Source organism: Pseudomonas sp. GM55, from assembly GCF_000282395.1.
GTDB classification, from domain to species: Bacteria; Pseudomonadota; Gammaproteobacteria; order Pseudomonadales; family Pseudomonadaceae; genus Aquipseudomonas; species Aquipseudomonas fluorescens_CC.
In genome coordinates this window covers 24,344-49,239 of record NZ_AKJJ01000063.1, presented here as the reverse complement: position 1 = coordinate 49,239, position 24,896 = coordinate 24,344, and the positions used below count along the sequence as shown (strand labels likewise).

The following is a 24,896-nucleotide window of genomic DNA, read 5'->3' as shown; positions in this document are numbered from 1 at the left end:
TCCGGCCCCCCGTAGGAGCTGGCTTGCCAGCGATGGCGTCAGTCCAGACACCAACAATCCATCAGGCTCACTCAGGCCGATAAGCCCGCATAAACAACCCCACCACCTCCCGCACATGGCTCTCCGCTGCCTCACCAACCGGTGGCTCGCCGCAGCCATACAGCAGTCGAAAATTCCCCGCGCCCTTGAGCAGGCAGAAGAAATGCTCGGCGGCGTTGTGCGGCTTGTCGATGCTCAGCACACCACTTTCATCGATCTTGCTCAGCAGGCGCTCCATGCCATGCAGCATGCGCTGTGGGCCGGCTTCAAAGAAGATCTGCGCGAGTTTCGGGTCCTGGCTGCCCAGGGTCATCATCAAGCGGTGCAGGTTCACTGATTCATCGCTGTTGATCAGCTGATGAAAACCGCGCGCGATGTTCAGCAGCACGGTTTCCACTGCCACGCCTTCCGGCAATTCGAAGAACAGCGGTGGCAACTGCTCCTCGCACTTGGCCATCACGGCAGCGGAGAACAGCGTCTCCTTATCGTTGAAGTGGCTATAGACCGTCAGCTTCGACACACCGGCCTCGGCTGCGACAGCATCCATGCTGGTATTGGCATACCCCTTACTCAGAAACAGCACTTTCGCTGCATCGAGAATTGCCTGGCGCTTGACCAGATCCTTGGGTCTGCCTGGGCCATTGGGTGCTGAAAGATTGTTTGGCATATTCGTTTTTATTACTGGACTGGTGAGTTTGCTATTAATAACATACTGCTCAGTATAATTATTCAAAGCACCATTAGCGAAAGGTCCTTCACCATGTTCCGCTATGCCTTGCCCCTCGCGTTGCCAGTCACCCTGGCTTTTTTATTGTCTGCGTGTGGTCACGAAGAGGCGCCGCAAGTCAGTGTGCGCCCGGCCATGGTGGTCCAGCCAGAGCCTTCGGCGCAGTCCATGGAAAGCTATCCAGGTGAAGTTCGTGCGCGTTATGAGCCGGATCTGGCGTTCCGTATCGGCGGCAAAGTCAGCCGACGACTGGTCGAGGAAGGGCAGCGGGTCAAGGCCGATCAACCATTGGCGGAGCTCGACCCTCAGGACGTGCGCCTGCAACTGGAGGCCACTCGCGCCCAAGTCGCCGCCGCTGAAGCCAATCTGAACCTGGTGCGTTCCGAGCGTGATCGCTACAAGACCCTGATGGAGCGCCAACTGGTCAGCCGCTCACAGTACGACAACGCCGAAAACCTCTATCGCTCCGGTGAAGCGCGCCTCAAGCAAATCAAAGCCGAATTCAACGTTTCCAATAACCAGGCCAGCTACGCCGTGTTGCGTGCGCCGCAGGACGGTGTCGTGGCCAAGCGTTTGGTGGAAGTCGGGCAAGTCGTGGCCGCCGGGCAAACGGTGTTCACCCTGGCCACCGATGGTGAGCGTGAAGTGTCGATCAGCCTGCCGGAGCAGAATTTCGGCCGTTTCAAGGTCGGTGAGCCGGTGTCGGTGGAGCTCTGGACTCAACCCGATCAGCGCTTCGAAGGGCGTATCCGTGAATTGTCGCCAGCGGCTGATCCCAAGTCGCGCACCTTTGCGGCGCGCATCGCTTTCAACACCGGCAAGGTGCCTGTCGAACTGGGCCAGAGCGCCCGAGTCTTCGTGCAGGCTGCCGACGCGGTCCCTCTGTCCGTTCCTCTCTCGGCGCTGACGGCGGAAAACGGCGTGACCTATGTCTGGGTCGTCAGCGCCAACAACACCTTGAAGAAGACTCCGGTGCGTGTCGGTGCCTTTGGCGAGAAAAGCGTACCGGTGCTTGAAGGGCTCAACGCCAGCGACTGGGTGGTGGCCGCGGGTGTTCATGTACTTCTCGAAGGGCAGCAGGTACGCCCGGTGGATCGTTCGAACCGCGTGGTCAATCTGGCGGACAAGGAGTAAGCCCCGATGCGCTTCAACGTTTCCGAATGGGCGCTGCGTAATCGCCAGATCGTCCTGTTTCTGATGCTGTTGCTGGCCATTGTCGGCGCACTCTCCTACACCAAGCTCGGCCAGAGCGAAGACCCGCCGTTCACTTTCAAGGCCATGGTGATTCGCACCAACTGGCCGGGAGCGACCGCCCAGGAAGTCTCGCGCCAGGTTACCGAACGCATTGAAAAGAAACTGATGGAAACCGGCGAGTACGAGCGCATCGTGTCGTTCTCCCGTCCGGGCGAATCCCAGGTGACCTTCATTGCACGCGACTCCATGCACTCGGTGGAGATCCCGGAGCTCTGGTATCAGGTACGCAAGAAGATCAGCGATATCCGTCACACCCTGCCGCCGGGGATTCAGGGGCCGTTCTTCAACGATGAATTCGGCACCACGTTCGGCAATATCTACGCCCTGACCGGCGAGGGTTTCGACTACGCCGTGCTCAAGGATTACGCGGACCGCATCCAGATCCAGCTGCAACGGGTCAAGGATGTGGGCAAGGTCGAGCTGCTGGGATTGCAGGACGAGAAAATCTGGATCGAACTCTCCAACGTCAAACTCGCCACGCTCGGTTTGCCGCTGGCTGCCGTCCAGCAAGCCCTTGAAGAACAGAACGCAGTGTCCACGGCAGGTTTCTTCGAAACCAGCAGCGAGCGATTGCAGCTACGGGTGACGGGGAATTTTCAGACGGTCGACGAGATCAGGAACTTCCCGATCCGCGTCGCTGATCGCACCTTCCGCATCTCCGATGTGGCCGACGTGCGGCGTGGTTTCAATGACCCACCGGCGCCGCGCATGCGCTTCATGGCGCAAGACGCCATCGGCCTGGCGGTGGCGATGAAAGACGGCGGTGACATTCTGGTGCTGGGCAAGGCTCTGGAAGTCGAATTCGCCCGCATTCAGAAAAACCTCCCGGCCGGCATGCAACTGCGCAAAGTCTCCGACCAACCGGCCGCAGTGAAAACCGGTGTTGGCGAGTTTGTGCAAGTGCTGGTCGAGGCGCTGGCCATTGTGTTGCTGGTGAGCTTCTTCTCCCTCGGCGTGCGTACCGGCATGGTGGTGGCCCTGGCGATTCCGCTGGTGTTGGCGATGACCTTCGCCTGCATGTATTACCTCGGTATAGGCCTGCATAAGATCTCCCTCGGCGCGCTGGTACTGGCGCTGGGCTTGCTGGTGGACGACGCGATCATCGCCGTGGAAATGATGGCGATCAAAATGGAGCAGGGCTTCGACCGGGTCAAAGCGGCGAGCTATGCCTGGACCAGTACCGCGTTCCCGATGCTCACCGGTACGCTGATCACCGCGGCCGGCTTCCTGCCGATTGCCACGGCGCAATCGGGCACGGGCGAATACACCCGTTCGATCTTCGAGGTGGTCACCATCGCGCTGTTGGCGTCGTGGGTCGCGGCCGTGGTCTTTGTGCCGTACCTGGGGGAAAAACTCCTGCCGGACCTGGCGAAAATTCACGCCGCCAAGCACGGTGCCGGCCAGCCCGATCCGTATGGCACGCCGTTTTATCAGCGCGTCCGGCGGCTGGTGGAGTGGTGCGTGCGCTGGCGCAAGACCGTGATCGTGGCGACCGTGCTGTTGTTCATCGCCTCCATCGTGCTGTTCCGTTTTGTCCCGCAGCAGTTCTTCCCGGCATCGGGTCGCCTGGAGTTGATGGTTGACCTGAAACTGGCCGAAGGCGCTTCGCTGAGCAACACCGCGGACGAGGTCAAACGCCTCGAAGCGCTGCTCAAGGACAAGGCGGGGATCGACAATTACGTGGCCTACGTCGGCACCGGTTCGCCGCGTTTCTACCTGCCGCTGGATCAGCAACTGCCGGCTGCGAGCTTCGCCCAGTTTGTCGTCCTGGCGAAAACCATTGAGGAACGCGAGGCCCTGCGCAGCTGGTTGATCGCAACCCTCAACGAGCAATTCCCTGCTCTGCGTTCGCGGGTCACGCGTCTGGAAAACGGTCCGCCGGTTGGCTATCCGGTGCAGTTCCGCGTGACCGGGGAGCACATCGAGGAGGTGCGGGCGCTGGCGCGCAAAGTCGCGGCCAAGGTTCGCGAGAACCCGCATGTGGTCAACGTCCACCTGGATTGGGAGGAGCCGAGCAAGGTGGTGTACCTGAACATCGATCAGGACCGCGCGCGGGCGCTGGGCGTGAGCACGGCGAACCTGTCGAGGTTCCTGCAAAGCTCCCTGACCGGTTCCAGCGTCAGTCAGTACCGCGAAGACAACGAGTTGATCGAGATCCTGTTGCGCGGCACCTTGCATGAGCGCACCGAGTTGTCATTGCTGCCGAGCCTGGCGGTGCCGACCGATAACGGTCGCAGCGTCGCGCTGTCGCAGATCGCGACCCTGGAGTACGGCTTCGAGGAGGGCATCATCTGGCACCGCAACCGTCTGCCCAATGTGACGGTTCGTGCCGACATCTATGGCAAGGAGCAGCCGGCGACGCTGGTGCAGCAGATCATGCCGACCCTCGATCCGATCCGCGCCGAACTGCCTGATGGCTACTTGCTGGATGTCGGCGGTACGGTGGAAGACTCCGCGCGCGGGCAGAATTCGGTGAAGGCCGGCGTGCCGTTGTTCATCGTGGTGGTGCTGACCCTGCTGATGCTGCAGCTGCGAAGTTTCTCGCGCACGGCGATGGTGTTTCTGACGGCGCCGCTGGGGTTGATCGGGGTGACGTTGTTCCTGTTGGTGTTCCGCCAGCCGTTCGGTTTCGTGGCCATGCTGGGGACCATCGCGTTGTCCGGGATGATCATGCGCAACTCGGTGATTCTGGTGGATCAGATCGAGCAGGATATTGCAGCGGGGCTCAAGCCCTGGCAGGCGATCATCGAGGCGACGGTGCGGCGGTTCCGGCCGATTGTGTTGACGGCGCTCGCGGCGGTGTTGGCGATGATTCCTCTGTCGCGCAGTGTGTTCTTTGGGCCGATGGCGGTGGCGATCATGGGGGGGTTGATTGTGGCTACGGCGTTGACGCTTTTGTTTTTGCCCGCCCTTTATGCCGCTTGGTTTCGGGTTCGCAAAGAGTCGGTTTGAGGGGTTGACCTTGGCGGCCTTCGGGCCGGCCAGGCTGTTTTTTGATGGTGTACATATCCGTTCCTGCGGTAACGGCGGCTGGCGGTTTCGCCCTTACGGCGAGTCACTTTTAACAAGCGCCTTAAAAGTAACCAAAAGCGCTCGCCCCGAACGTACGGCCCCTCGCCAGGGCTCGGGGTTCCTTCGCTCCGGCATTCATCCGGGGGCATTGCCCTCCGGTTGGCTTCGCTGCACCTACATGCAATGTGTTCGACTGCGTCGAACGGCGCTGCGCGCCCATCCCCGGATGAACACCTCCACTCAGCCTGCCGAGGGGGCGGGTGGATCAAGATCAAGAGCTGCAGGCGAGCTAACGCTCGGCCTGATGAGTGGTGAAGAGCATGGGTGTACGCCGATCAACTGTAGGAGCTGGCTTGCCAGCGAAGGCGGCCTGCCAGCCGACCAATCTCTTGCAGGCATACCCGGATCAACTGTGGGAGCGGGCTTGCCCGCGAAGGCGGCCTCACAGCCAACCAATCCCTCACAGATGTACCCAAACCCCGGTAGGAGCTGGCTTGCCAGCGATGGCGGCCTGTCAGCCAACCCATTCCTCACAGATGTACCCAGCCCAATTGTGGGAGCGAGCCTGCTCGCGATGACGGACTTACAGTCAACATTGTTTATCGCCCAAGCCATTCATTCAGACCATTCCCACAAGATTTTCAGCTTGCTCGTCGGAAGCCCGATCTCTAGCCTTTGCTCGTCGCTGTCAATTCAGCGACCGGGACTGCAAGCCCGCCAATAGTTTGTTAGGCGCCCACTGGCGCACCTATAATCGTGGCGCTTTTTTAGCGACCACCGATTTATGGTGGCTGTGTGCGGGAGATCTTCGGGTCTGCCGAGGTTGCCTAACGACTCGGTCTTGCAGACCTGCACACAGCTGCCACCCATCATCTGCAAGTGATGCTGGCTGCTCCAACTTTCGTTAGGAGCTTCACAATGATCAAACCCAGCCCAAACCCCCCGGGTTCAGAAACCGCAGAACCTATCGGCACTTCAAGTCACCCCTGCCCAATTTTCACCATCCGCCCAGGCGTCGATTCCGAAACCCTGCTGGTCCATGCCTATGAAACTCTCGCCTCAGCGAATGTAATGGCAACTGAATTGCCGTCCATCCTGACCGGCCCGACCTGCAATCTGGCACTCGGTATTCAGCAGATGATTGTCCTGGCGCAGTTATCAGTGAATCGCGTCCTGGATCAGCTGGATCCGCAGCAATAGCCAAAGGCAGAAGCCCGCTGAACCTTTACCAACCAGCAGGCCTTCATTGTTCCTACATTGATCTCGGACCCGTCTGATATTGAGGCTGAAAAACACAGGTGTTGTACTCAGAGCCCGGTTTTAAGCATGTTTGGGACAGCGCCATGAAAAATCCACCTACGTTGAGGGGGCGGTCCGATCCGGTGTTTGATCGGCTGTTGCGATCACCCCACAAGGAACGCCTTTCGCAATACCTCGCCTTGCTCAAGCCCCTGGACGATCAGGGGCGTTACCTGCCGTTCGATTCATTGCGCTACCGCTGGGCACCCGGGCTGGATTCGAACCTGTGCTGGGCCTTGGTCAAGAAAGCGCGGACTGCACAGTATTCGAGCCTTTTGCCATTGGGCGAGCCGGCAAGCTGGCTGAAATTCATGCTGACGCCGCAGGCGCAAAAAGCCATTTCCGTCGTGGATCGTCAGGCGACAACCGCAGTGCTGGAATACATGACTGGCCAGATTGGCGAGCGCGCTCATTTCAGCTTTTTGCTCAATGATCTGATCGAAGACGAGGCCATCAGCAGCAGCCAGCTTGAAGGTGCGGCCACCACGACGCGGGTGGCCAAGGACATGCTCAAGCGCCATCGCTCGCCGCGCACGCCGGATGAGCGAATGGTCATCGGTAACTTCAAGATGATGAACTTCGCCTGGGAGCAGCGTTACGAGCCACTGAGCGTTGAGCTGATTGCAGCCATGCATCGAGTTGGCGTTGAGGGTATCGACGATTCGCAGTATTCGCCTGGAGTCTTCAGGATCAACGATGACGTCGTAGTCCAGGATGGCGAGGGCAACACCGTGCATTCGCCACCGCCTGCAACAGGGCTCGTGTCCCGTTTGCAGTTGCTGGCCAAGTGGATCAACCAACCCCACAACAACCCTCATCAAGCGAACTACCTTCATCCATTGATCAAAGCCATCGCGCTGCATTTTGTCTTGGGTTACGAGCATCCTTTTCGCGACGGCAACGGTCGGGTCGCGCGCGCGTTGTTTTACTGGTTCATGTTCAAAAATGACTTCTCGGCGTTTCGCTACATCGCCATCAGTGTTTTGTTGCGCAATGCGCCTTTGAAATACGGGCGGTCGTATCTGAATACTGAGGCGGATGACCTGGATCTGACGTACTTCATCGATTTCCAGTGTTCGGTGGTGTTGCGGGCTGTGGGCAGTTTTACCGAGGCGTATCGGAAAAGTCTGGACGATGTGCAGCAATTTGATTGCTGGTTGCGTGAAAGTGGTTTTCTCGACCAGCTCACCGAGAAACAGCGGGCGTTGTTTCAAGTGGCCAGGAGCGGAATGGCCAAGGAGTTCACGGCGGTCAACGTGAAGGCGAATCTGGGTTGTTCCTACAACACAGCGTCAGCCACGCTAAATGGGCTGGTCGCGTTGAAGTTGTTCGAGAAACGCAGGATGGGGCGGGAGTGGGTGTTCTTTCTAAGGCCCGTATCAGCAGCCTGAACCTTTGTGGGAGCAAGCCTGCTCCCACAGGTTTTGTATTGCGACTCAGAGCGTACCAAACACCTTCTTCGCCAAACTGGTCGCCGCCGCCGCCGGGTTCTGGCGGATGGTTTCTTCCTGTTTGCCGATCATCTCGAACAAGCCATTCAGCGCTTGCTCGGTGACGTAGTTTTCGACGTTGGCGTTTTTCGCATCCACTACGCCCATGGTCGCCGCTTGCCCGGCGAACGAGTTGTACTGCTGGGCCAGGCCAACCTTGTCGGTGGCTTGCTTGACGATGGGCAGGAACTTGGCGCGGATCTGTTCGCGGCTGGTCTTGTTCAGGTATTGGGTGGCCGAGTCATTGCCGCCGCTGAGGATGCCCTTGGCGTCTTCCACGGTCATTTTCTTCACGGCATCGACGAGGATCGGCTGGGCCTGGGTGACGGCGGTTTCCGCCGCTTTGTTCATGCTGGCTTCCAGCTCATCGACCTGGTCACCCATGCCGAACTGTTTCATCTTGCTCGCGACTTTACCCAGTTTGCCCGGCAGTTCGATTTTCACGTCCGGGTTGTTGCTGAAGCCACCCGGGGTACCAAGTTGTTTGACGGCCAGTTGCGCGCCTTGGGTCAGCGCGTCCTTGAGCCCGCCGGTGGCGTCTTTCTGCGACAGGTCGCTGAGGGACAGTGCGAGTGCGCTCGCGGAAATCATCAGGCCTGCGCACAGGCCGGCAAAGCGAAGGGTAGGGCGGAACATGGCAACTTCCTTTTTCAAAAAGACACTTAACGGGCCGCGTCGACGCGAACCTTCAATGGCTGTGGATCGGTGCCGTCCAGACGCACGGCGTGATTCTCTGTGGTGATGAACAGCAGTTTGCCATCGACTTCAATGCGTGCGTTCACCGAGTAACGATGGTTGGGCTCGACCTGCAACGGGTCGTAGCTGAGGTGAAACGGCAGGGGCACCTGGCCTTTGACCGGGCCGCGTTGTTCGTCGATGACCTTCGCCGGGGCATCGGCGAGTGAGATGTCTTGCAGGCTGACACTGAGGACCGCCGTTGGTGGCAGTGCGATGCGTTGCAGGTAGAAGACTTCACCATTGAGGGTGGCCTTGGGCGCCGGTGTCGGGTGCTGGCAGGCTGCCAGTAGCGCGGCGGCTGCGATCAGGGACAGTTTTTTCATCGGACTATCTCCATGTCTGGGGCACCAGAACCGACTGGTGCCCTGATCAATCTAGACGGTTTGAATGGGTTGGTCGGCTGCATCCTCACTACGATGCAACGCCACCTGCCGGATCGACAGACGAATCTCCGCCGGCAACACCCGCTTGGCCGCGCCTTCGGCCAGTTCGCCGAGCAGTTCGTGATAGCCCAGTTTGCCAGCCTCGTCACGCTTGAGCACTTCGAGATCGAGCATGGTCTGGATGAAGTGGCGGAACAGGCTTTTGTCGAAGAATTCCGGAGCGTTCAGGCCATGCAGGATCGACAGGCGCTGGGCCATGACCGTGCACAGATCTTCCAGTTCTTCGGCGCTGATGCTGTTCTGGCCGCTGTTGAGCAGCAGGGACACGGTCATGTAGAAGCGCTGCAGGGTCTGGGCGATGCTTTTCGACAGCAGCGTCAGCAGCACGAAATGCCGTGAGCTTGGTGCCGGACGCAGGTACACAGCGTTCTCGAAACGCAGCAGGCCTTGCTCGACGAACGCTTCCAGCCACTGGTCGATCACGGCATCCAGTTCGTCCAGCGTCCAGCGGATGAACAGCTCTGCTTGCAGGTACGGATACAACGCGCGGGTGTAGCGCAGGATCTGTTCGCGGCTCATGCGCGAGGCGCTCTGGAAGAAGCTCGCCAGCAACGCCGGCAGCGCGAAGATGTGCAGCACGTTGTTGCGGTAGTAGGTCATCAGGACGGCGTTCTGCTCGTCCAGATACAGGATCTTGCCAAGGGCGTCACTCTGCTCGGACAGCAGGTGCATGTCCTTCACGTGCTCGATCAATGCTCGGCCATCACCTTCCGGCAGGGTGGTGTGCGGCGAATACGGCACCTTGCGCAACAGCGCCAGATACAAGTCGAGGACCCGTGCCATGGCGCGATCGTCCAGGGCCAGACGGCTGGTGGACAACAACGCCAACGCCACCAGGTTGACGGGGTTGATCGCTGCAGCCTCGTTCAGATGCTGTGCAACTTTCTCGCCGAGACGGTTGGTGGTTTCGTTGAGCCAGGCGGGTCTGAACTGCGGGCCGAGTTCCTGTTTGCGCCAGTCAGGTTGTTCGCTGTCGAGGAATTCCGCCAGTTTGATCGGCTCGCCGAAGTTCACCGCCACCTGGCCAAAACGCTGCTTGAGCGCGCCGATGACTTTGAAGATGTCGAAGATCGATTCTTTCTTCTTGCTCGCGCCGCGCAGTTCGCCGAGGTAGGTGCGGCCTTCCAGCACGCGCTCGTAGCCGATGTACACCGGCACGAAGACGATGGGCATGCGCGACGAACGCAGGTAGCTGCGCAGGGTGATCGCCAGCATCCCGGTCTTCGGTTGCAGCATGCGCCCGGTGCGCGAACGGCCGCCTTCGACGAAGTACTCCACCGGGAAGCCTTTGGTGAACAGGGTGTGCAGGTATTCGTTGAACACCGAGGTGTACAGCGGGTTGCCCTTGAAGGTACGGCGCATGAAGAACGCGCCGCCGCGACGCAGCAGGCCGCCGATCCCCGGCATGTTGAGGTTGATCCCGGCGGCGATGTGCGGCGGGGTCAGGCCATTGCGGAACAGCAGATAGGACAGCAGCAGGTAGTCGATGTGGCTGCGGTGGCAGGGTACGTAGATCACTTCGTAACCCGGTGCGACCTTCTGTACGCCTTCGATGTTGTTGACCTTGATGCCGTCGTAGATCTTGTTCCAGAACCAGCTCAGCACAACTTCCATGAAGCGGATCGCGGTGTAGGTGTAGTCCGAGGCGATCTCGTTGCCGTAGCGCAGGGCCTGGGCCTTGGCTTTTTCCGCGGAAATGTTTTCGCGCTCGGCTTCGTCGAGGATCGCTTGCTTGACCAGCGGTTGGTTGACCAGGCCCTTGACCAGGTTGCGCCGGTGGGAAATGTCCGGGCCGATCACCGCAGCCTTCAGGTTGCGGAAATGCACCCGCAGGATGCGTTGGGCCATGCGCACGGTGCGCTCGTGGCCCTTGTCGTGTTCGATCAGCTCGCGCAGGTGGATCGGCGCGGAGAACTGCACGCGGGTCTTGCGTCCCAGCACGATGATGCTGAGCAGGCGACGCAGGCGCCCGGTCACCGCCCAGCTATCGGCGAACAGCAGTTTCCATGGGCTGTTTTCGCTGTCCGGCGACTGGCCCCAGAACACGCTGACCGGAATGATCTGCGCATCTTCAGCGGCGTTCTGGCTCAGGGCTCTGACCAGGCGGGTCAACGTCGGCGGCGCGCCGCGCTTGTCCTGGCGGCCGAGCCAGTCCGGGTCCGGCGTCAGGTAGAAGAACGCGGCAGGTTCCAGCAGGTTGCCCACCGAAACCGGCAGCACCGGACGTGGCAGTCCGGCCTTGCTGCACTCGGTATCGACCACGGCGAGGTCGGTCAGCGAAGGGTTTTGCAGGACGTAGAACACCGGACGACTGCGGTCGAGGTTAAGGGTGAACGACGACTGGTTGATCGTCTCCGAGCGAACCCAGAGGTACAACAGTCGGCGCAGGGTGCCAAACACAAGACGGCGGAACGGGGAACGGGTCATACGGCTTCTGCGTGAGTGGATAAAACCAAGCGTTTGCTCGGGAGGCCGATAGTGTGCCGGATTCGCTGAAAATCGGCAAAAAAGCGGCAATCAAAGTGCTATTGAGAGATTAAATGTCTGACATATACTCGGCGCACTGTCGCCGTTGCCCTCATGGGACCGGTATGCGCAGGCTGACGTTCCCGAGGCTTTCCTGCGAAAAGCCCGATCAATAATAAAAAGGGAGTATGAACAAATGGCAACACGCGAAACCGGCAACGTGAAGTGGTTCAACGACGCCAAGGGCTACGGCTTCATCCAGCGCGAAGACGGGGTGGACGTGTTCGTGCACTACCGCGCGATTCGTGGCGAAGGCCACCGCTCGCTGACCGAAGGCCAGCAGGTCGAGTACGCGGTGGTGCAAGGGCAGAAGGGCTTGCAGGCTGAGGATGTTGTAGGTCTGTAATACGGTCCTGTAGGAGCTGGCTTGCCAGCGAAGGCGGCAATCCTGATGCACCGAGGTGCATGGATCGCCAGCAAGCCGGCTCCTACAGGTTCACGTTACATCCAACAATGTCAGGCAGTCTTCCAGGTAATTTCTTCTTCACCATCGGCGCTGATGCGAATCCAGCGGTCTGCTGTTTCCTCACCTTCCTCCTCGACCCAGCTACCCGGTGCGCAACGCACTTCGACGTTGAGCGCGGCAAAGGCTGCGCGGGCGCAGGCGATGTCGTCGTCCCATGGGGTCTGGTCGCTTTCCAGGTACAGGCTGTTCCACTTGCCGACCGCTTTTGGCAGCCAGGTCACGGGCACGTTGCCAGCCTTGCACTTGTAGGTCTGGCCCTTCTGGACCCAATCCGTGCACGGACCCAATGCCGCACCGAGCCAGGTGGAAATGGCTTTGTGGTCGACGTCGGCGTCTTTCAGGTAAATCTCGATATCGGGCTGGCGCATGGATGTCCTCGCTGCGGGTCTGAAAAATCCATTCGCGGATTTAGCCGGTCTTGAGCCGTTGCCCAAGACCAAAAATTAAAGTTGGTCTCTAGTGGCTACTGCAGAACGAAATAATCGTAGCGCATCGACACGGTGACCTCGAACGGCTCGGCCTGCTCGATAACGGCCGCACGGCGTTCGGCACTGGCGCGCCAGCCGTGAGGCGTCATGGCCAGCAGATTCGCCCGGTCCTGACCGCTTGCCAGCGTCAGTTTGTATTCCAGGGTTTCGCTGTGTTCAAGCGCCATGCCTTCTGGCACCAGGGCCAGATGCTTGTCGTCGGTGTATTCACGGACTTCGTCGTACAACCGCTCACGCAGTTCCATCAGGTGGCCGCTGGTCGGCCCGACTTTCATCAGGCCGCCGCCGACGCTGAGCAGGCGTTTGGCCTCTTCCCAATCCAGCGGGCTGAAGACGCTCGCCAGGAATTGGCAACTGCCGGAAGCCAACGGCACCCGCGCCATGCTGGCGATCAACCAGGTGAGCTTCGGGTTGCGTTTGCAGGCGCGCTTGACCGCTTCACGGGAGATGTCCAGGGCATAACCTTCGGCATCAGGCAGCGCCTCGGCGATTTGTGCGGTGTAGTAACCCTCGCCGCACCCGATGTCCAGCCAGCGCTGTGGTGCGTAACTGGCCGCCAGTTCCGCCAGACGCCTGGCCACCGGGGCATAGTGCCCGGCATTCAGGAAGTCGCGGCGGGCTTCGACCATCGCCTGGTTATCCCCAGGATCGCGGCTGTTCTTGTGCTGCACCGGCAACAGGTTCAAGTAACCCTGGCGCGCACGGTCGAAACGATGCCCGGCGGGGCAGACCACGCCGTTGTCGACCGCATTCAGCGGTTCACTGCAGATCGGGCACGCCAGCATCAGGCGAGCAACTTGATCAGGGTCTGGTAATAGATCTCGGTCAGTACGTCGAGATCCGCTGCCAGCACGCGCTCGTTGACCTGGTGGATGGTCGCGTTGACCGGGCCCAGCTCAACCACCTGGGTGCCCATGGTCGCGATGAAGCGGCCGTCGGAGGTGCCACCGCTGGTGGACGCCTTGGTTTCACGACCGGTGATGTCCTTGATGCTCGACGATACGGCGTCCAGCAGCGCACCCGGTTCGGTGAGGAACGGCAGGCCGGACAGGGCCCAGTCGACGTGCCAGTCCAGGCCATGCTTGTCGAGGATGTCGGCGACGCGCTTTTGCAGGCCTTCGACGGTGGACTCGGTGGAAAAGCGGAAGTTGAACACCGCCACCAAGTCACCCGGGATCACGTTGGTCGCACCGGTGCCGGAGTTGACGTTGGAGATCTGGAAACTGGTCGGCGGGAAGAAATCGTTACCGTGGTCCCAGTGCTCGGCAGCCAGTTCGGCCAGGGCCGGGGCAGCGAGGTGGATCGGGTTCTTCGCCAGGTGCGGGTAGGCCACGTGGCCTTGCACACCGCGCACGGTCAGCTTGGCGCCGAGGGAGCCACGACGGCCGTTCTTGACCACGTCACCCACCAGGGTGGTGCTCGACGGTTCGCCGACGATGCACCAGTCCAGACGTTCCTTGCGCGCGGCGAGGCGTTCGACCACCGCCTTGGTGCCGTGATGCGCCGGGCCTTCTTCGTCGCTGGTGATCAGGAACGCGACTTTGCCCTTGTGATTCGGGTAGTCGGCGACAAAGCGCTCGGACGCGACAGTCATGGCGGCGAGGCTGCCTTTCATGTCGGCGGCGCCACGGCCACAGAGCATGCCGTGTTCGTCGATCAGCGCGTTGAACGGTTCGATCTGCCAGGCTGCCACCGGACCGGTCGGGACCACGTCGGTGTGGCCGGCGAAGCACAGCACCGGACCGTCGTCCTGGCCGTGGGTGGCCCAGAAGTTATCCACATCTTCGATGCGCATCGGTTCCAGAGTGAAACCGGCATCGCCCAAGCGTTGCATCATCTGCTTCTGGCAATCGGCGTCGATCGGCGTCACGGACGGACGGCGGATCAGGTCGATGGCGAGTTGGAGGGTCGGCGAAAGGTCGGCGTGGGCCGTCATGGGAGAACTCCGGTGCAAGGCATTTCGTAGGAGCCGGCTTGCCGGCGATAGCGGTGCATCAGGCGAACCGCGTGGTTTTGATCGCTGGCAAGCCAGCTCCTACAGTGTTGGGATGGCGCGCGCAAAATGGCGGTTATCTTAAAGCAAAACGACGGCCATTGGCCGCCGTTTAGTGCATCCGCAGAGATTTAGACGACAGGTGCCGTTTCAGGCTCGGCGGCCGGTTTCGGCAGCGATGACAGGAACGCCATGATCAGCGCCGCGACGTACGGCAGCGACTGCACCAGCAGCATGGTGATCCAGAAGCGCATGTCGTTGCTCGGCAGGCCCTGCACCAGGAAGATCCCCAGCGCCGCGCCCCACAACAGCAGCATGATGAACATCTCTTCCCGGGCTTCCGAAATCGCTACCCAGAAGCCGTGGTTATCGGCGTTTTTCGGGGTGCGGAAGAACGGAATGCTGCTGGTGAAGAAACCGTACAACACCGCTTTGGCGATGGTATGGGACAACGCCAGACCGGCCAGTGCCGCGCAGAAGGCATCCTTCAGGTTGACCCCGACCGCACGACGGTAGAGGAAGATGATCTTGGCGACCTTGAACACAAACAGCGCCAACGGCGGGATCGCGAAAATCAGCAGCGGTGGATCGACCCGGTGCGGCACGATGATCATGGCCGCCGACCACAACAGGGCGCCGACGGTGAAGAAGATGTTCATGCCGTCCGCCACCCACGGCAACCAGCCCGCGAGGAAGTGATAACGCTGGCCACGGGTCAGCTCGGTGTCCTTGCCGCGCAGCAGGCTGGCGGTATGACGCTTGATGATCTGAATCGCTCCGTAGGCCCAGCGGAAACGCTGTTTCTTGAAGTCGATGAAGGTATCGGGCATCAGGCCCTTGCCGTAGCTGGAGTGGTAATACGCCGCCGACAGGCCTTTCTCGAATACCCGCAGGCCCAGTTCGGCGTCTTCACAGATGCACCAGTCGGCCCAACCCAGCTCCTCGAGCACCGAGCGGCGGGTCATGGTCATGGTGCCGTGCTGGATGATCGCGTCGCGGTCGTTGCGGGTGACCATGCCGATATGGAAGAAGCCTTTGTATTCCGCGTAGCAGAGCTTCTTGAAGGTGCTTTCGTTCTGGTCGCGGTAATCCTGCGGCGACTGCACCACGGCGATTTTCGGGTCGGCGAAGTGCGGCACCATGTGCTTGAGCCAGTTTCGGTCGACGCAGTAGTCCGAGTCGATCACGGCAATGACTTCGGCATCCTTGGCAGTGTGCGGTATCAGGTAGTTCAGCGCGCCGCCCTTGAAGCCGGCCAGGGGTGCCACGTGGAAGAACTTGAAACGCGGGCCGAGGGTTGCGCAGTAGTCACGCACCGGTTCCCAGACCGCCGGGTCCTTGGTGTTGTTGTCGATGATCAGGACTTCGAAGTCCGGATAGTCGAGGTTGGCCAGGGCGTTGAGGGTCTGTTTGACCATCTCCGGCGGCTCGTTGTAGCAGGGTACGTGAATCGACACTTTTGGGCGGTAGCCGGAATCGCCCACCACCGGCAGGAATTCGCGACGACGCTTGTGTACCCACACGGCTTCAGCCAGTTCGTGGGCTTCGGTCAGCAGCACGATAAACACCCCGAGCGCACCGAGGGCGAGCAAAAAGCCCACCGTCAGGCTGAACCAGGTGCTGTATTGCTGGCTGTAGTCGTAACCGATCCACACCAGCACCGAACCGCACAGGAACGCAATGAAGGTCAGGAAGGTACGGCCACGCTGGCGCAGGGCCGAGCCGTCGATCATCAGCAGGGTCAGCGACAACAGCGCCAAGACCACCGAACCAATGGCCAGTACGCGCCACTGCGGAATCGCCACTACCGGGCCTTCGAAGTTGAACTTCTGCTGGCGTGCGGCGTTGAACACGCCCCAGTAGGCGCCGACGGAACCTTCGTCACTGGCTTTCCACGGTTGGTCAAACGCTTCGATCACGAAGTAGTTGAAGCCCTGGCGGTTGAGCTTGTTGACCAGGGTTCGCAGGTAGATCGCCTGGTCCGCCGGTGAGGCATCGGCGCCACCGCGCATGCGGCCGTTGCTCGGCCAGCCCACTTCGGACAGCAGCAGCGGCTTTTTCGGGAACATCTTTTTCAGGTCGCGGGCGCGGTCGAGGACGAACTGCCCGGCCTTGTCCATCGGGATGAATTCCCAGTAAGGCAGGATGTGCGCGGCGATAAGGTCGACGTGTTTGGCCAGTTCCGGGTGTTCTTCCCAGACGTGCCACTGCTCGGACGTGGTCACCGGAACCTTCACGGCGGCACGCACGCGATCGAGCATGACGCTGAGTTCCTGGGCGGTAATTTCCTTGCGGAAGATCGCTTCGTTGCCGACCACCACACGAACCACGCTGCGTGAGGAGTTGGCAATTTCAATGGCGCGGGTAATTTCCCGTTCGTTGCGTTCCTGGTCCGGGCTGATCCAGATCCCCAGGGTCACCCGCAAGCCGAACTCTTCCGCCAGTTTCGGGATGTCTTGCAGGGTGCCATCGACCGAGTAGATGCGGATGTTGTCCGTCAGCTTGCTCATGATTTCCAGGTCGCGACGCATCTCATCGTCGGTCGGATACTGTTCCTTCTGTGGGAATTGTCCTTGCTGGAACGGTGAGTAGGAGAAACCGGAGATCTGCTCCGGCCAGTTGGGGGCTGTGACCGGGCGATTGATCAGCGCCCAGAAGCCGGTAAACAAGGCAGCGATGGCGAGCACCACGACCAGGTTGAGTCCAAATTTACGCGATGACATGGTTATTTCTGGTTCCAAAGGCTGTGGAACGAAGGAACGGTTGGCTACCGCCAAGGGGCGCGCATCCTACACCGGGCCTTCCCTGACCGTACAGCAGACAGGGAAATGCCTGACGTTGGGCAATTGGCTTTCACATAAGTTCTTGCACTTGTCGCTTGAAACTTAAATCTTGTTGCTGCGTAGGTGTCCTGCCTCGCAGACACGTTTCTTTTTTGACGAGTGGCTGTTGTCGTCAGGCAACGCAGCATGAGGGCAACAGACGCCGTCAAAAAGGAACAGTGTTTGTGAGGCAGGACACCCTTTATAATGCGCGCCGGTTTTTGGGGTAATGGTCATGAGTACAGAAGATCCGCGGTTTGCAGGCATCGCCCGTTTGTATGGCATTGAGGGCCTTGAGCGCCTGCGTGCTGCCCATGTGGCGATCGTCGGCGTCGGTGGTGTCGGTTCCTGGGCGGCGGAAGCCATGGCCCGCTGTGGCGTGGGCGAGATTTCGCTGTTCGACCTGGACGACGTTTGCGTCAGCAACGCCAACCGCCAGCTGCATGCGCTGGACAGCACGGTGGGCAAGCCCAAGGTCGAGGTGATGGCCGAGCGTCTGCGCGGGATCAACCCGGACTGCACGGTGCACGCGGTGCCTGACTTCGTTACCCGCGACACCATGGCCGAGTACATCACGCCGAACATCGACTGCGTGATCGACTGCATCGACAGCGTCAACGCCAAGGCTGCGCTGATCGCCTGGTGCAAGCGGCGCAAGATCCAGATCATCACCACCGGCGGCGCGGGCGGGCAGATCGACCCGACGTTGATCCAGGTCTGCGACCTGAATCGCACGTTCAACGACCCGCTGGCGTCGAAAGTGCGCTCTACCTTGCGCCGCGACTACGGTTTCTCCCGTACCGTGACCCGCCACTACAGCGTGCCGTGTGTGTTTTCCACCGAGCAACTGCGCTACCCGAAACCGGATGGCAGCATTTGCCTGCAGAAGAGTTTTGTCGGCGATGGCGTGAAGCTCGACTGCGCGGGCGGGTTTGGCGCAGTGATGATGGTGACGGCGACCTTCGGCATGGTCGCGGCGACCAAGGCGGTGGACAAGATCGTGGCGGGCGTGCGGCGGCCGGCGGATCGGGTCAAGCCTGAGGCCTGAAACACAGTCCCTGTAGGAGCTGGCTTGCCAGCGAAGGCGGCATCCCTGACACACCGCGGTGTCTGGATCGCCAGCAAGTCGGCTCCTACAGAGTTAACTCGCGCATGCGCTGTAATACGGCATTCAAGCCGTTACTGCGAGACTCGGACAACTGCCGTCCCAACCCCAGCTGATTGAACCAGTCCGCCAAATTCACCTGCCGCAACTCAGCCGCCGATAACCCGTTGACCCGCGCCAGCAGCAACGCCACCAGCCCGCGAATCAGGCGTGCATCGCTGTTGGCGCTGAACTGCCAATGACCGTCGCGCAGTTCGCCCACCAGCCACACCTGGCTTTCACAGCCGTGCACGCGGTTGGCGTCGCACATCTGCGTATCACTCAACGCTGGCAGACGCTCGCCCCATTGCATCAACAGGCGTGCGCGTTGTTCCCAGCCGGCAGCTTTCTGAAAGGTGTCCAGTGCCGTCACGGCATCGGCAGGCAAGCTCATCGCAGCAACTCCAGCGCCTGATCCAGGGCTTCAAAGAACCGCTCCAAATCTTCGGAATCGTTGTACAGCGCCAACGACACCCGAATCGCCCCAGTCAGTTCGAAGTGTTTGAGCAGCGGCATGGCACAGTGATGACCGGCGCGCACCGCGATCCCTTGTTCGGTGAGCAAATGCGCGAGATCGGAGTTATGCACACCCTCGACGGTAAAACTGGCCAGTGCCACTTGCGGCCTGGCCAGCAGGCGAATGCCATTACGCGCCTCAAGGCCCTTGAGCAGACAGGCATGCAGCGCCGCTTCATGGGCGGACACGGCGTCCTGATCGAGTCCGGCGAGGTAATCCAGGGTCGCTCCGAGGCCGATCACACTGGCAATCGGCGGTGTCCCGGCCTCGAAACCCAACGGTGCCGGGCGAAAGCGTGCGTCGTGATAATTGGCATCGAGCACCATTTCGCCGCCGAACTGCCAGGGACGCAGCTGTTGCAGCGCTGTATTGCGCCCGAACAGCACGCCCAGGCCATCGGGGCCGTAGAGCTTGTGGCTGGAGAACACATAAAAATCGCAGCCCAGCGCCTGCACGTCGTGGCGGCCATGGACCACGCCCTGGGCGCCGTCGATCACGGTCAGTGCGTTGTGCGCCTTGGCCAGCGCCAGCAATTGCGGCAGAGGCTGCCATGCGCCAATCACGTTGGACAGTTGACTGACCGCCAACAGCCGTGTGCGCGAGCCAATCAGGCTGGCTGCGGCTTCAAGGTCGATCACGCCGTCGGCATCCAGCGGCAGAATCACCAGTTTCAGGTCGCGGCGGTGCGCCAGTTGCTGCCACGGCAACAGGTTGGCGTGATGCTCCAGGGCGCTGATGACAATCTCGTCGCCCGGATTGAAAAGATGTTCCAGGCCGTAAGCCAGGAGATTCAGCGCGGATGTCGCGCCATGGGTAAAGATGATCTGACCGCAATCGCCCGTATTGAGCCATTGCGCGACTTTGCGGCGGCTGTCCTCGAACGCCTGGGTGGCGTGAGCGCCGGGCAAGTGTTGCGCCCGATGCACGTTGGCCGCGCCGTTGGCGTAGTAATGCGCCAGGGCATCCAGCAGGGCTTGAGGTTTTTGCGTGGTGGCGGCGTTGTCCAGATAGGTCTGGCCTTGCCGTTGCAGGGCGGCGATGGCCGGAAAATCGGCGCGCCAGGGAGAGAGAATCATCATGTTGTTCGCCTGTACGCCTGCCCCCTTGTAGGAGCGAGCTTGCTCGCGATGGACGTCAACGATAACGCGTTGCACCAGACAGCACGTGTCGCCTAATCGTCCTTCGCGAGCAAGCTCGCTCCTACACAGGTGCGGGTGGTCGTGTGGCTTAGTTGTGAGCGTGCAGCGCTTCGTTCAGTTCGATGGCCGATTTGTGGGTTTTGCATTCCACGGCACCGGTCTCCGAATTGCGACGGAACAGCAGGTCCGGCTGGCCGGCCAGTTCACGGGCCTTGACCACTTTGACCAGCTGATTGTTCTCGTCCAGCAGCGCCACTTTGGTGCCAGCGGTCACGTACAGGCCCGACTCGACGGTGTTGCGGTCGCCCAACGGGATACCGATACCGGCGTTGGCGCCGATCAGGCAGCCTTCGCCGACCTTGATCACGATATTGCCGCCGCCCGACAGGGTGCCCATGGTCGAGCAGCCGCCGCCCAGGTCCGAGCCCTTGCCGACGAATACGCCAGCGGATACGCGGCCTTCGATCATGCCCGGGCCTTCGGTGCCGGCGTTGAAGTTGATGAAACCTTCGTGCATCACGGTGGTGCCTTCGCCCACGTAAGCGCCAAGGCGCAGACGTGCGGCGTCAGCGATACGCACGCCGGCCGGAACCACGTAGTCGGTCATTTTCGGGAACTTGTCCACCGAGAACACTTCCAGCAGCTCGCCGCGCAGGCGGGCTTCGAGTTGCAGTTCGGCCAGCTCGCTCAGGTCGACCGCGCCCTGGCTGGTCCAGGCCACGTTCGGCAGCAGCGGGAAGATCCCGGCCAGGTTCAGGCCGTGTGGCTTGACCAGGCGATGGCTCAGCAGGTGCAGCTTGAGGTAGGCCTCCGGGGTGGACGACAGCTGGGCGTCTTCAGCCAGCAAGGTGGCAACCAGCGGCTTGTGGCTTTCGGCCAGGCGGGTCAGCAGCTTGCCTTGTACCGCGTCGATGCCTTTCACGGCTTCAGCCAGTTGCGCGGCCTGCGCGGTGGTGAAGGTGATGGCCTGGTTGCCTTCGCTGTAACCGAGGATCGGCGCAATGGCAGCGACCAGTTCGGCGGACGGATTGAGCAGCGGCTGGGCATAGAACACTTCCAGCCATGCGCCTTGACGGTTTTGAGTGCCGACACCAAAGGCCAGGCTGAACAGGGTAGTAGACATGTTGATACCTCTAGCAAATTGAAACGGGCTGCTTAGTTGAGCGCGGCCGCGTAGATATCTGGCTTGAAGCCAATCAGGGTTCGGTCACCGAGATCAAGCACCGGGCGCTTGATCATCGAGGGTTGTGCGAGCATCAGTTCGATGGCTTTCGTCTGGTCGAGATCGGCTTTGCGTTCGTCGTCGAGCTTGCGAAAGGTCGTGCCTGCACGGTTCAACACCACATCCCAGCCGTGCTCGTTGCACCATTGGGTCAGGTGTTCACGGTCGATACCGACTGCTTTGTAATCATGAAAGTCATAACTGACAGCGTGTTCATCGAGCCAGGTGCGCGCCTTTTTCATGGTGTCGCAGGCTTTGATGCCGAAAAGGTGCAACGTTTTGCTTGAAACGGTCAAGGAATTGCCCCCTTTGCAGGTTCTGGAATTAAAAGGTGAAGGATTATGCCATGACCGGACGGTTTCGCGGCGGCTGTGGTCGGGTTTGTATTTGTGTCATGCCATTAAACCTTTGTAGGAGCGAGCTCGCTCGCGATGGTCGTCAACGATAACGCGGGGCACCAGATAGCCCGCGACGTCCTTGCGTTCATCGCGAGCAGGCTCGCTCCTACAGAGGGTGCGGCGTTTCCGGGTGCGACATTGGTGCAAGGGTCAGCAGACAGTCTAGGCGGCTAATATGGCACTTCAATGCTGTCGATTGTCTGGGAACCGCGCTTTATGCAAACCGCTTACACCGTCCTGATCCTGTTGATGCTGGTCGGCGTTTCGCGCCTGATCGGACGGGTGATTCCGTTGCCGTTGCCACTGGTGCAAATCGCTGCAGGGGCCTTGCTTGCCTGGCCAACGCTCGGGTTGCATGTGGCCCTTGATCCCGAACTGTTCCTGTTTCTGTTCCTCCCGCCGCTGTTGTTCTCCGACGGCTGGCGCATGCCCAAGCGCGAACTCTGGCGTCTGCGCGGACCGATCCTGACCCTGGCGGTGGGGCTGGTGCTGTTTACCGTGGTCGGCGCCGGGTATTTCATCCACTGGCTGCTGCCCGGTGTGCCGTTGCCGGTGGCGTTTGCCCTGGCGGCCGTGCTGTCGCCGACAGATGCGGTGGCGGTGTCGGCCATTTCCCGCAATAGACTGCCCACACCCTTGATGCACATCTTGCAGGGCGAGGCGCTGATGAACGATGCCTCGGGCCTGGTGACGTTCAAGTTTGCGCTGGTGGCAGCGGTGACCGGCGTGTTCTCGCTGGCCAATGCCAGCCTGACATTCATGCTGGTCGCCGTCGGTGGCCTGGCCGTCGGGGTGGCCTTGAGCTGGCTGGTCGGCCGTCTGCGGGCGTGGATGATCGCGCGCGGCTGGGATGATCCGGCGACGCACGTGGTGTTCATGTTGCTGCTGCCGTTTGCGGCCTACGTGCTGGCCGAGCGCATGGAAGTGTCGGGCATTCTGTCGGCGGTGGCGGCAGGGATGATGCAGAGCTGGCTCGATCTTCTGCCGCGGCAGACCAACACCCGCTTGCTCAATCGCAGCGTCTGGTCATTGCTCGAGTTCGCTTTCAACGGCTTGATTTTCCTGCTGTTGGGCCTGCAGTTGCCGGACATCATCAAGGCTGTCGCCAGTCACGAAACCTCGCTATGGCCGACGTTGCTGTATCGCGGGCTGGACGTGCTGGCGATATTCCTGGTGCTGCTGGCCTTGCGCTTCGTCTGGGTGCAGAGCATTTGGCGACTGTCGGTGTTGCTGCGCCGCCTGCGCGGCAAGGGTGAAGTGACTCGGGTACCGACGGCGCGATCCTGTTGGTTGCTGACCGTCGGCGGCGTGCGCGGGGCCGTGACGCTGGCGGGTGTGATGTCAGTGCCGATGCTCATGGGGGACAGCGCATTTCCCGAGCGGGACTTGCTGATCTTTATTGCTGCCGGGGTGATTCTGCTGTCGTTGATTGCGGCCTGCATCGCTCTGCCACTGTTGTTGCGTGGCATCGAAGCCAGTCCGGACGACAAGCGGCGTAATGAAGTGCGTGACGCCTGGCGCAAGACCGCCGAAGCGGCCATTCATGCGCTTGAGGCAGAAGAGGTCAACCCGCAGGACGCCGCCCAATCCGCGCTGGCTGCCGAACTCAAGGCGCGGATCATGTCGGAGTACCGACATCAGTTGGAGGTGTTCAACGACTCCGCTGAAGCTCAGGCCCTGGCCTTTCAGATGGACTTGCTGGAGCGGCGTTTGCGTGTGAAGGCGCTGCGGGCGCAACGCCTGGAGTTGTACAGCCTCAGTCGTCAGCACCAGATTGGTGATGATGTATTGCGTGAAGTGCTGGGTGAGCTTGATTTGAGCGAGGCCAAGCTGGGCCAGGTGAAGTAAACCTGGCCGTCACCGGATGGGGGGGTTATTTGCGGCGCTGGATGAAATCGCGAATCCGCTCGGCGGCTTCAACGCACTCCGCCAATGGCGCAACCAGTGCCATGCGCACGCGGCCCGCCCCTGGATTGACGCCATCGACATCCCGCGACAGGTAAGAGCCCGGCACCACGGTCACGTGCTCCTGTTCGAACAGATCGCGGCAGAACGCTGCGTCGTCACCCGCCACATTCGGCCACAGGTAGAAACTGCCATCCGGGCGCTGCACGTCCAGCACCGGGCTGAGGATGTCCAGTACTGCATCGAACTTCTCGCGATACAGCGCACGGTTGGCCCGTACATGCACTTCGTCATTCCATGCGGCAACACTGGCCAGCTGCGTCTGAACCGGCATCGCGCAGCCGTGGTAAGTGCGATAGAGCAGGAAGCCCTTGAGGATGTCGGCGTCACCGGCGACAAAACCCGAACGCAGGCCTGGCAGGTTCGAACGCTTGGACAGGCTGTGGAACACCACGCAGCGCTTGAAGTCCTTGCGGCCCAATTCCATGCAAGCGCTGAGCAGGCCAGGTGGCGGGGTTTGTTCGTCGAAGTAGAGTTCGCTGTAGCACTCATCGGCGGCGATCACGAAGTCGTACTCGTCGGTCAGTGCGATCAGCTTTTTCAGGGTTTCCACCGGAATCAATGCACCGGTCGGGTTGCCTGGCGAGCACAGGAACAGGATCTGGCAGCGTTTCCAGATGTCCGGCGACACGGCGTCGAAATCCGGGTTGAATCCGTTTTCGTCCAGGCACGGCAGGTAATGCGGCTTGGCGCCGGCGAGGAACGCCGCGCCTTCGTAGATCTGGTAGAACGGGTTCGGGCTGACCACCAGTGCGTCATCGCCACGGTTGACCACGGTCTGGGTGAAGGCGAACAGCGCTTCGCGGGTGCCGTTGACCGGCAGCACATTGCGTGCCGGGTCGATCCAGCCTTTGGGGACGTCGAAGCGACGCTCGCACCATGCCGCGATGGCTTCACGCAGAGCCGGAATGCCGAGGGTGGTCGGGTACACCGCCATCTGATCCAGGTTGCTGGCCAGGGCTTCGGCGACGAAGCTTGGCGAGCGGTGTTTCGGCTCGCCGATGGACAAGGCGATCGGGCGTTTGTCCGGGTTCGGCGTGACACTGCCGAGCAGGGCGCGGAGTTTCTCGAACGGGTAGGGCTGCAGCTGGGTCAGAGCGTTGTTCATCTGTAGATCTCGATCGGTGTGGGGGCTGACAAACCCTGTAGGAGCTGGCTTGCCAGCGATGGTCGTTAACGATGACGCGTTTTTACGGGGTAAACGCGGTGCTCTT

At 60.9% G+C, this 24,896-nt stretch carries 20 protein-coding genes; 7 read left to right on the top strand and 13 right to left on the bottom strand.

Annotation, left to right across the window (positions count from 1 at the left end; genetic code table 11):
- Nucleotides 1–67 precede the first annotated feature (67 nt).
- A complete protein-coding gene (locus tag PMI31_RS17755) occupies nucleotides 68–706 on the bottom strand; it encodes a TetR/AcrR family transcriptional regulator (RefSeq protein WP_008019581.1) in 639 nt (212 codons plus the stop codon).
- 93 nt (nucleotides 707–799) lie between these two features.
- Here PMI31_RS17755 and PMI31_RS17750 point away from each other — a divergent pair, with 93 nt between their 5' ends.
- From PMI31_RS17750 to PMI31_RS17735, 4 genes are all read left to right on the top strand, one after another.
- Nucleotides 800–1,900: an efflux RND transporter periplasmic adaptor subunit gene (locus tag PMI31_RS17750; RefSeq protein ID WP_008019580.1), complete on the top strand. Its 1,101-nt coding sequence runs from the start codon at nucleotides 800–802 to the stop codon at nucleotides 1,898–1,900.
- A gap of 6 nt (nucleotides 1,901–1,906) precedes the next feature.
- Nucleotides 1,907–4,972 (top strand): efflux RND transporter permease subunit, encoded by a 3,066-nt coding sequence (locus tag PMI31_RS17745; RefSeq protein ID WP_008019579.1) that lies wholly within the window; start codon nucleotides 1,907–1,909, stop codon nucleotides 4,970–4,972.
- A gap of 978 nt (nucleotides 4,973–5,950) precedes the next feature.
- On the top strand, nucleotides 5,951–6,232 hold the full coding sequence (locus PMI31_RS17740) for a DUF6124 family protein (RefSeq protein ID WP_008019576.1): 282 nt from the start codon (nucleotides 5,951–5,953) through the stop codon (nucleotides 6,230–6,232).
- A gap of 143 nt (nucleotides 6,233–6,375) precedes the next feature.
- Nucleotides 6,376–7,722: a Fic family protein gene (locus tag PMI31_RS17735; RefSeq protein ID WP_008019574.1), complete on the top strand. Its 1,347-nt coding sequence runs from the start codon at nucleotides 6,376–6,378 to the stop codon at nucleotides 7,720–7,722.
- 45 nt (nucleotides 7,723–7,767) lie between these two features.
- Here the strand turns inward: PMI31_RS17735 and PMI31_RS17730 are convergent, their stop codons facing one another.
- Genes PMI31_RS17730 through plsB form a run of 3 tightly spaced genes read right to left on the bottom strand, consistent with a single transcriptional unit; the run spans nucleotide 7,768 to nucleotide 11,429 of the window.
- On the bottom strand, nucleotides 7,768–8,457 hold the full coding sequence (locus PMI31_RS17730) for a DUF4197 domain-containing protein (protein WP_008019573.1): 690 nt from the start codon (nucleotides 8,455–8,457) through the stop codon (nucleotides 7,768–7,770).
- A gap of 26 nt (nucleotides 8,458–8,483) precedes the next feature.
- Nucleotides 8,484–8,882, bottom strand: a complete 399-nt coding sequence (locus PMI31_RS17725) for a YbaY family lipoprotein (protein WP_008019572.1) — start codon at nucleotides 8,880–8,882, stop codon at nucleotides 8,484–8,486.
- 51 nt (nucleotides 8,883–8,933) lie between these two features.
- Nucleotides 8,934–11,429 carry a glycerol-3-phosphate 1-O-acyltransferase PlsB gene (gene plsB / locus PMI31_RS17720; RefSeq protein WP_008019571.1) on the bottom strand — a complete coding sequence of 832 codons (2,496 nt, stop codon included), beginning with the start codon at nucleotides 11,427–11,429 and terminating at the stop codon, nucleotides 8,934–8,936.
- 235 nt (nucleotides 11,430–11,664) lie between these two features.
- Here plsB and PMI31_RS17715 point away from each other — a divergent pair, with 235 nt between their 5' ends.
- A complete protein-coding gene (locus PMI31_RS17715; RefSeq protein WP_008019570.1) occupies nucleotides 11,665–11,874 on the top strand; it encodes a cold shock domain-containing protein in 210 nt (69 codons plus the stop codon).
- Between the two features lie 110 nt (nucleotides 11,875–11,984).
- On the opposite strand, the gene PMI31_RS17710 is transcribed toward PMI31_RS17715, so the two are convergent.
- The 4 genes from PMI31_RS17710 to PMI31_RS17695 all read right to left on the bottom strand — a co-directional run bounded on the left by PMI31_RS17710 (nucleotide 11,985) and on the right by PMI31_RS17695 (nucleotide 17,198).
- The gene (locus PMI31_RS17710; RefSeq protein ID WP_008019569.1) at nucleotides 11,985–12,362 is read right to left on the bottom strand and encodes a hypothetical protein; all 378 of its coding nucleotides are present in this window, start codon (nucleotides 12,360–12,362) and stop codon (nucleotides 11,985–11,987) included.
- A 95-nt stretch (nucleotides 12,363–12,457) separates the two neighbouring features.
- Nucleotides 12,458–13,267 carry a putative RNA methyltransferase gene (locus PMI31_RS17705; RefSeq protein ID WP_008019567.1) on the bottom strand — a complete coding sequence of 270 codons (810 nt, stop codon included), beginning with the start codon at nucleotides 13,265–13,267 and terminating at the stop codon, nucleotides 12,458–12,460.
- The gene (dapE, locus tag PMI31_RS17700; RefSeq protein ID WP_008019565.1) at nucleotides 13,267–14,418 is read right to left on the bottom strand and encodes a succinyl-diaminopimelate desuccinylase; all 1,152 of its coding nucleotides are present in this window, start codon (nucleotides 14,416–14,418) and stop codon (nucleotides 13,267–13,269) included. The genes PMI31_RS17705 and dapE overlap by 1 nt, the downstream gene beginning before the upstream one ends.
- A 188-nt stretch (nucleotides 14,419–14,606) precedes the next feature.
- The gene (locus PMI31_RS17695) at nucleotides 14,607–17,198 is read right to left on the bottom strand and encodes a glycosyltransferase (protein ID WP_008019564.1); all 2,592 of its coding nucleotides are present in this window, start codon (nucleotides 17,196–17,198) and stop codon (nucleotides 14,607–14,609) included.
- A gap of 328 nt (nucleotides 17,199–17,526) precedes the next feature.
- On the opposite strand from PMI31_RS17695, the gene tcdA reads away from it, so the two are divergent.
- On the top strand, nucleotides 17,527–18,345 hold the full coding sequence (gene tcdA / locus PMI31_RS17690; RefSeq protein ID WP_008019563.1) for a tRNA cyclic N6-threonylcarbamoyladenosine(37) synthase TcdA: 819 nt from the start codon (nucleotides 17,527–17,529) through the stop codon (nucleotides 18,343–18,345).
- Nucleotides 18,346–18,430: 85 nt separating this feature from the next.
- On the opposite strand, the gene PMI31_RS17685 is transcribed toward tcdA, so the two are convergent.
- From PMI31_RS17685 to PMI31_RS17670, 4 genes are all read right to left on the bottom strand, one after another.
- Complete coding sequence (locus PMI31_RS17685) at nucleotides 18,431–18,835, bottom strand: SufE family protein (protein WP_008019561.1); 405 nt, start codon at nucleotides 18,833–18,835, stop codon at nucleotides 18,431–18,433.
- On the bottom strand, nucleotides 18,832–20,037 hold the full coding sequence (locus PMI31_RS17680) for an aminotransferase class V-fold PLP-dependent enzyme (RefSeq protein WP_008019560.1): 1,206 nt from the start codon (nucleotides 20,035–20,037) through the stop codon (nucleotides 18,832–18,834). The genes PMI31_RS17685 and PMI31_RS17680 overlap by 4 nt, the downstream gene beginning before the upstream one ends.
- A 148-nt stretch (nucleotides 20,038–20,185) precedes the next feature.
- A complete protein-coding gene (dapD, locus tag PMI31_RS17675; RefSeq protein WP_008019559.1) occupies nucleotides 20,186–21,220 on the bottom strand; it encodes a 2,3,4,5-tetrahydropyridine-2,6-dicarboxylate N-succinyltransferase in 1,035 nt (344 codons plus the stop codon).
- A 32-nt stretch (nucleotides 21,221–21,252) separates the two neighbouring features.
- Nucleotides 21,253–21,615 carry an ArsC family reductase gene (locus PMI31_RS17670; protein WP_008019558.1) on the bottom strand — a complete coding sequence of 121 codons (363 nt, stop codon included), beginning with the start codon at nucleotides 21,613–21,615 and terminating at the stop codon, nucleotides 21,253–21,255.
- A gap of 318 nt (nucleotides 21,616–21,933) precedes the next feature.
- On the opposite strand from PMI31_RS17670, the gene PMI31_RS17665 reads away from it, so the two are divergent.
- Nucleotides 21,934–23,565, top strand: coding sequence for a Na+/H+ antiporter (locus tag PMI31_RS17665; RefSeq protein WP_008019557.1), 1,632 nt, complete (start codon nucleotides 21,934–21,936; stop codon nucleotides 23,563–23,565).
- Nucleotides 23,566–23,590: 25 nt separating this feature from the next.
- Here PMI31_RS17665 and dapC read toward each other — a convergent pair whose 3' ends face one another.
- Complete coding sequence (dapC, locus tag PMI31_RS17660) at nucleotides 23,591–24,790, bottom strand: succinyldiaminopimelate transaminase (protein ID WP_008019556.1); 1,200 nt, start codon at nucleotides 24,788–24,790, stop codon at nucleotides 23,591–23,593.
- Nucleotides 24,791–24,896: the final 106 nt, after the last annotated feature.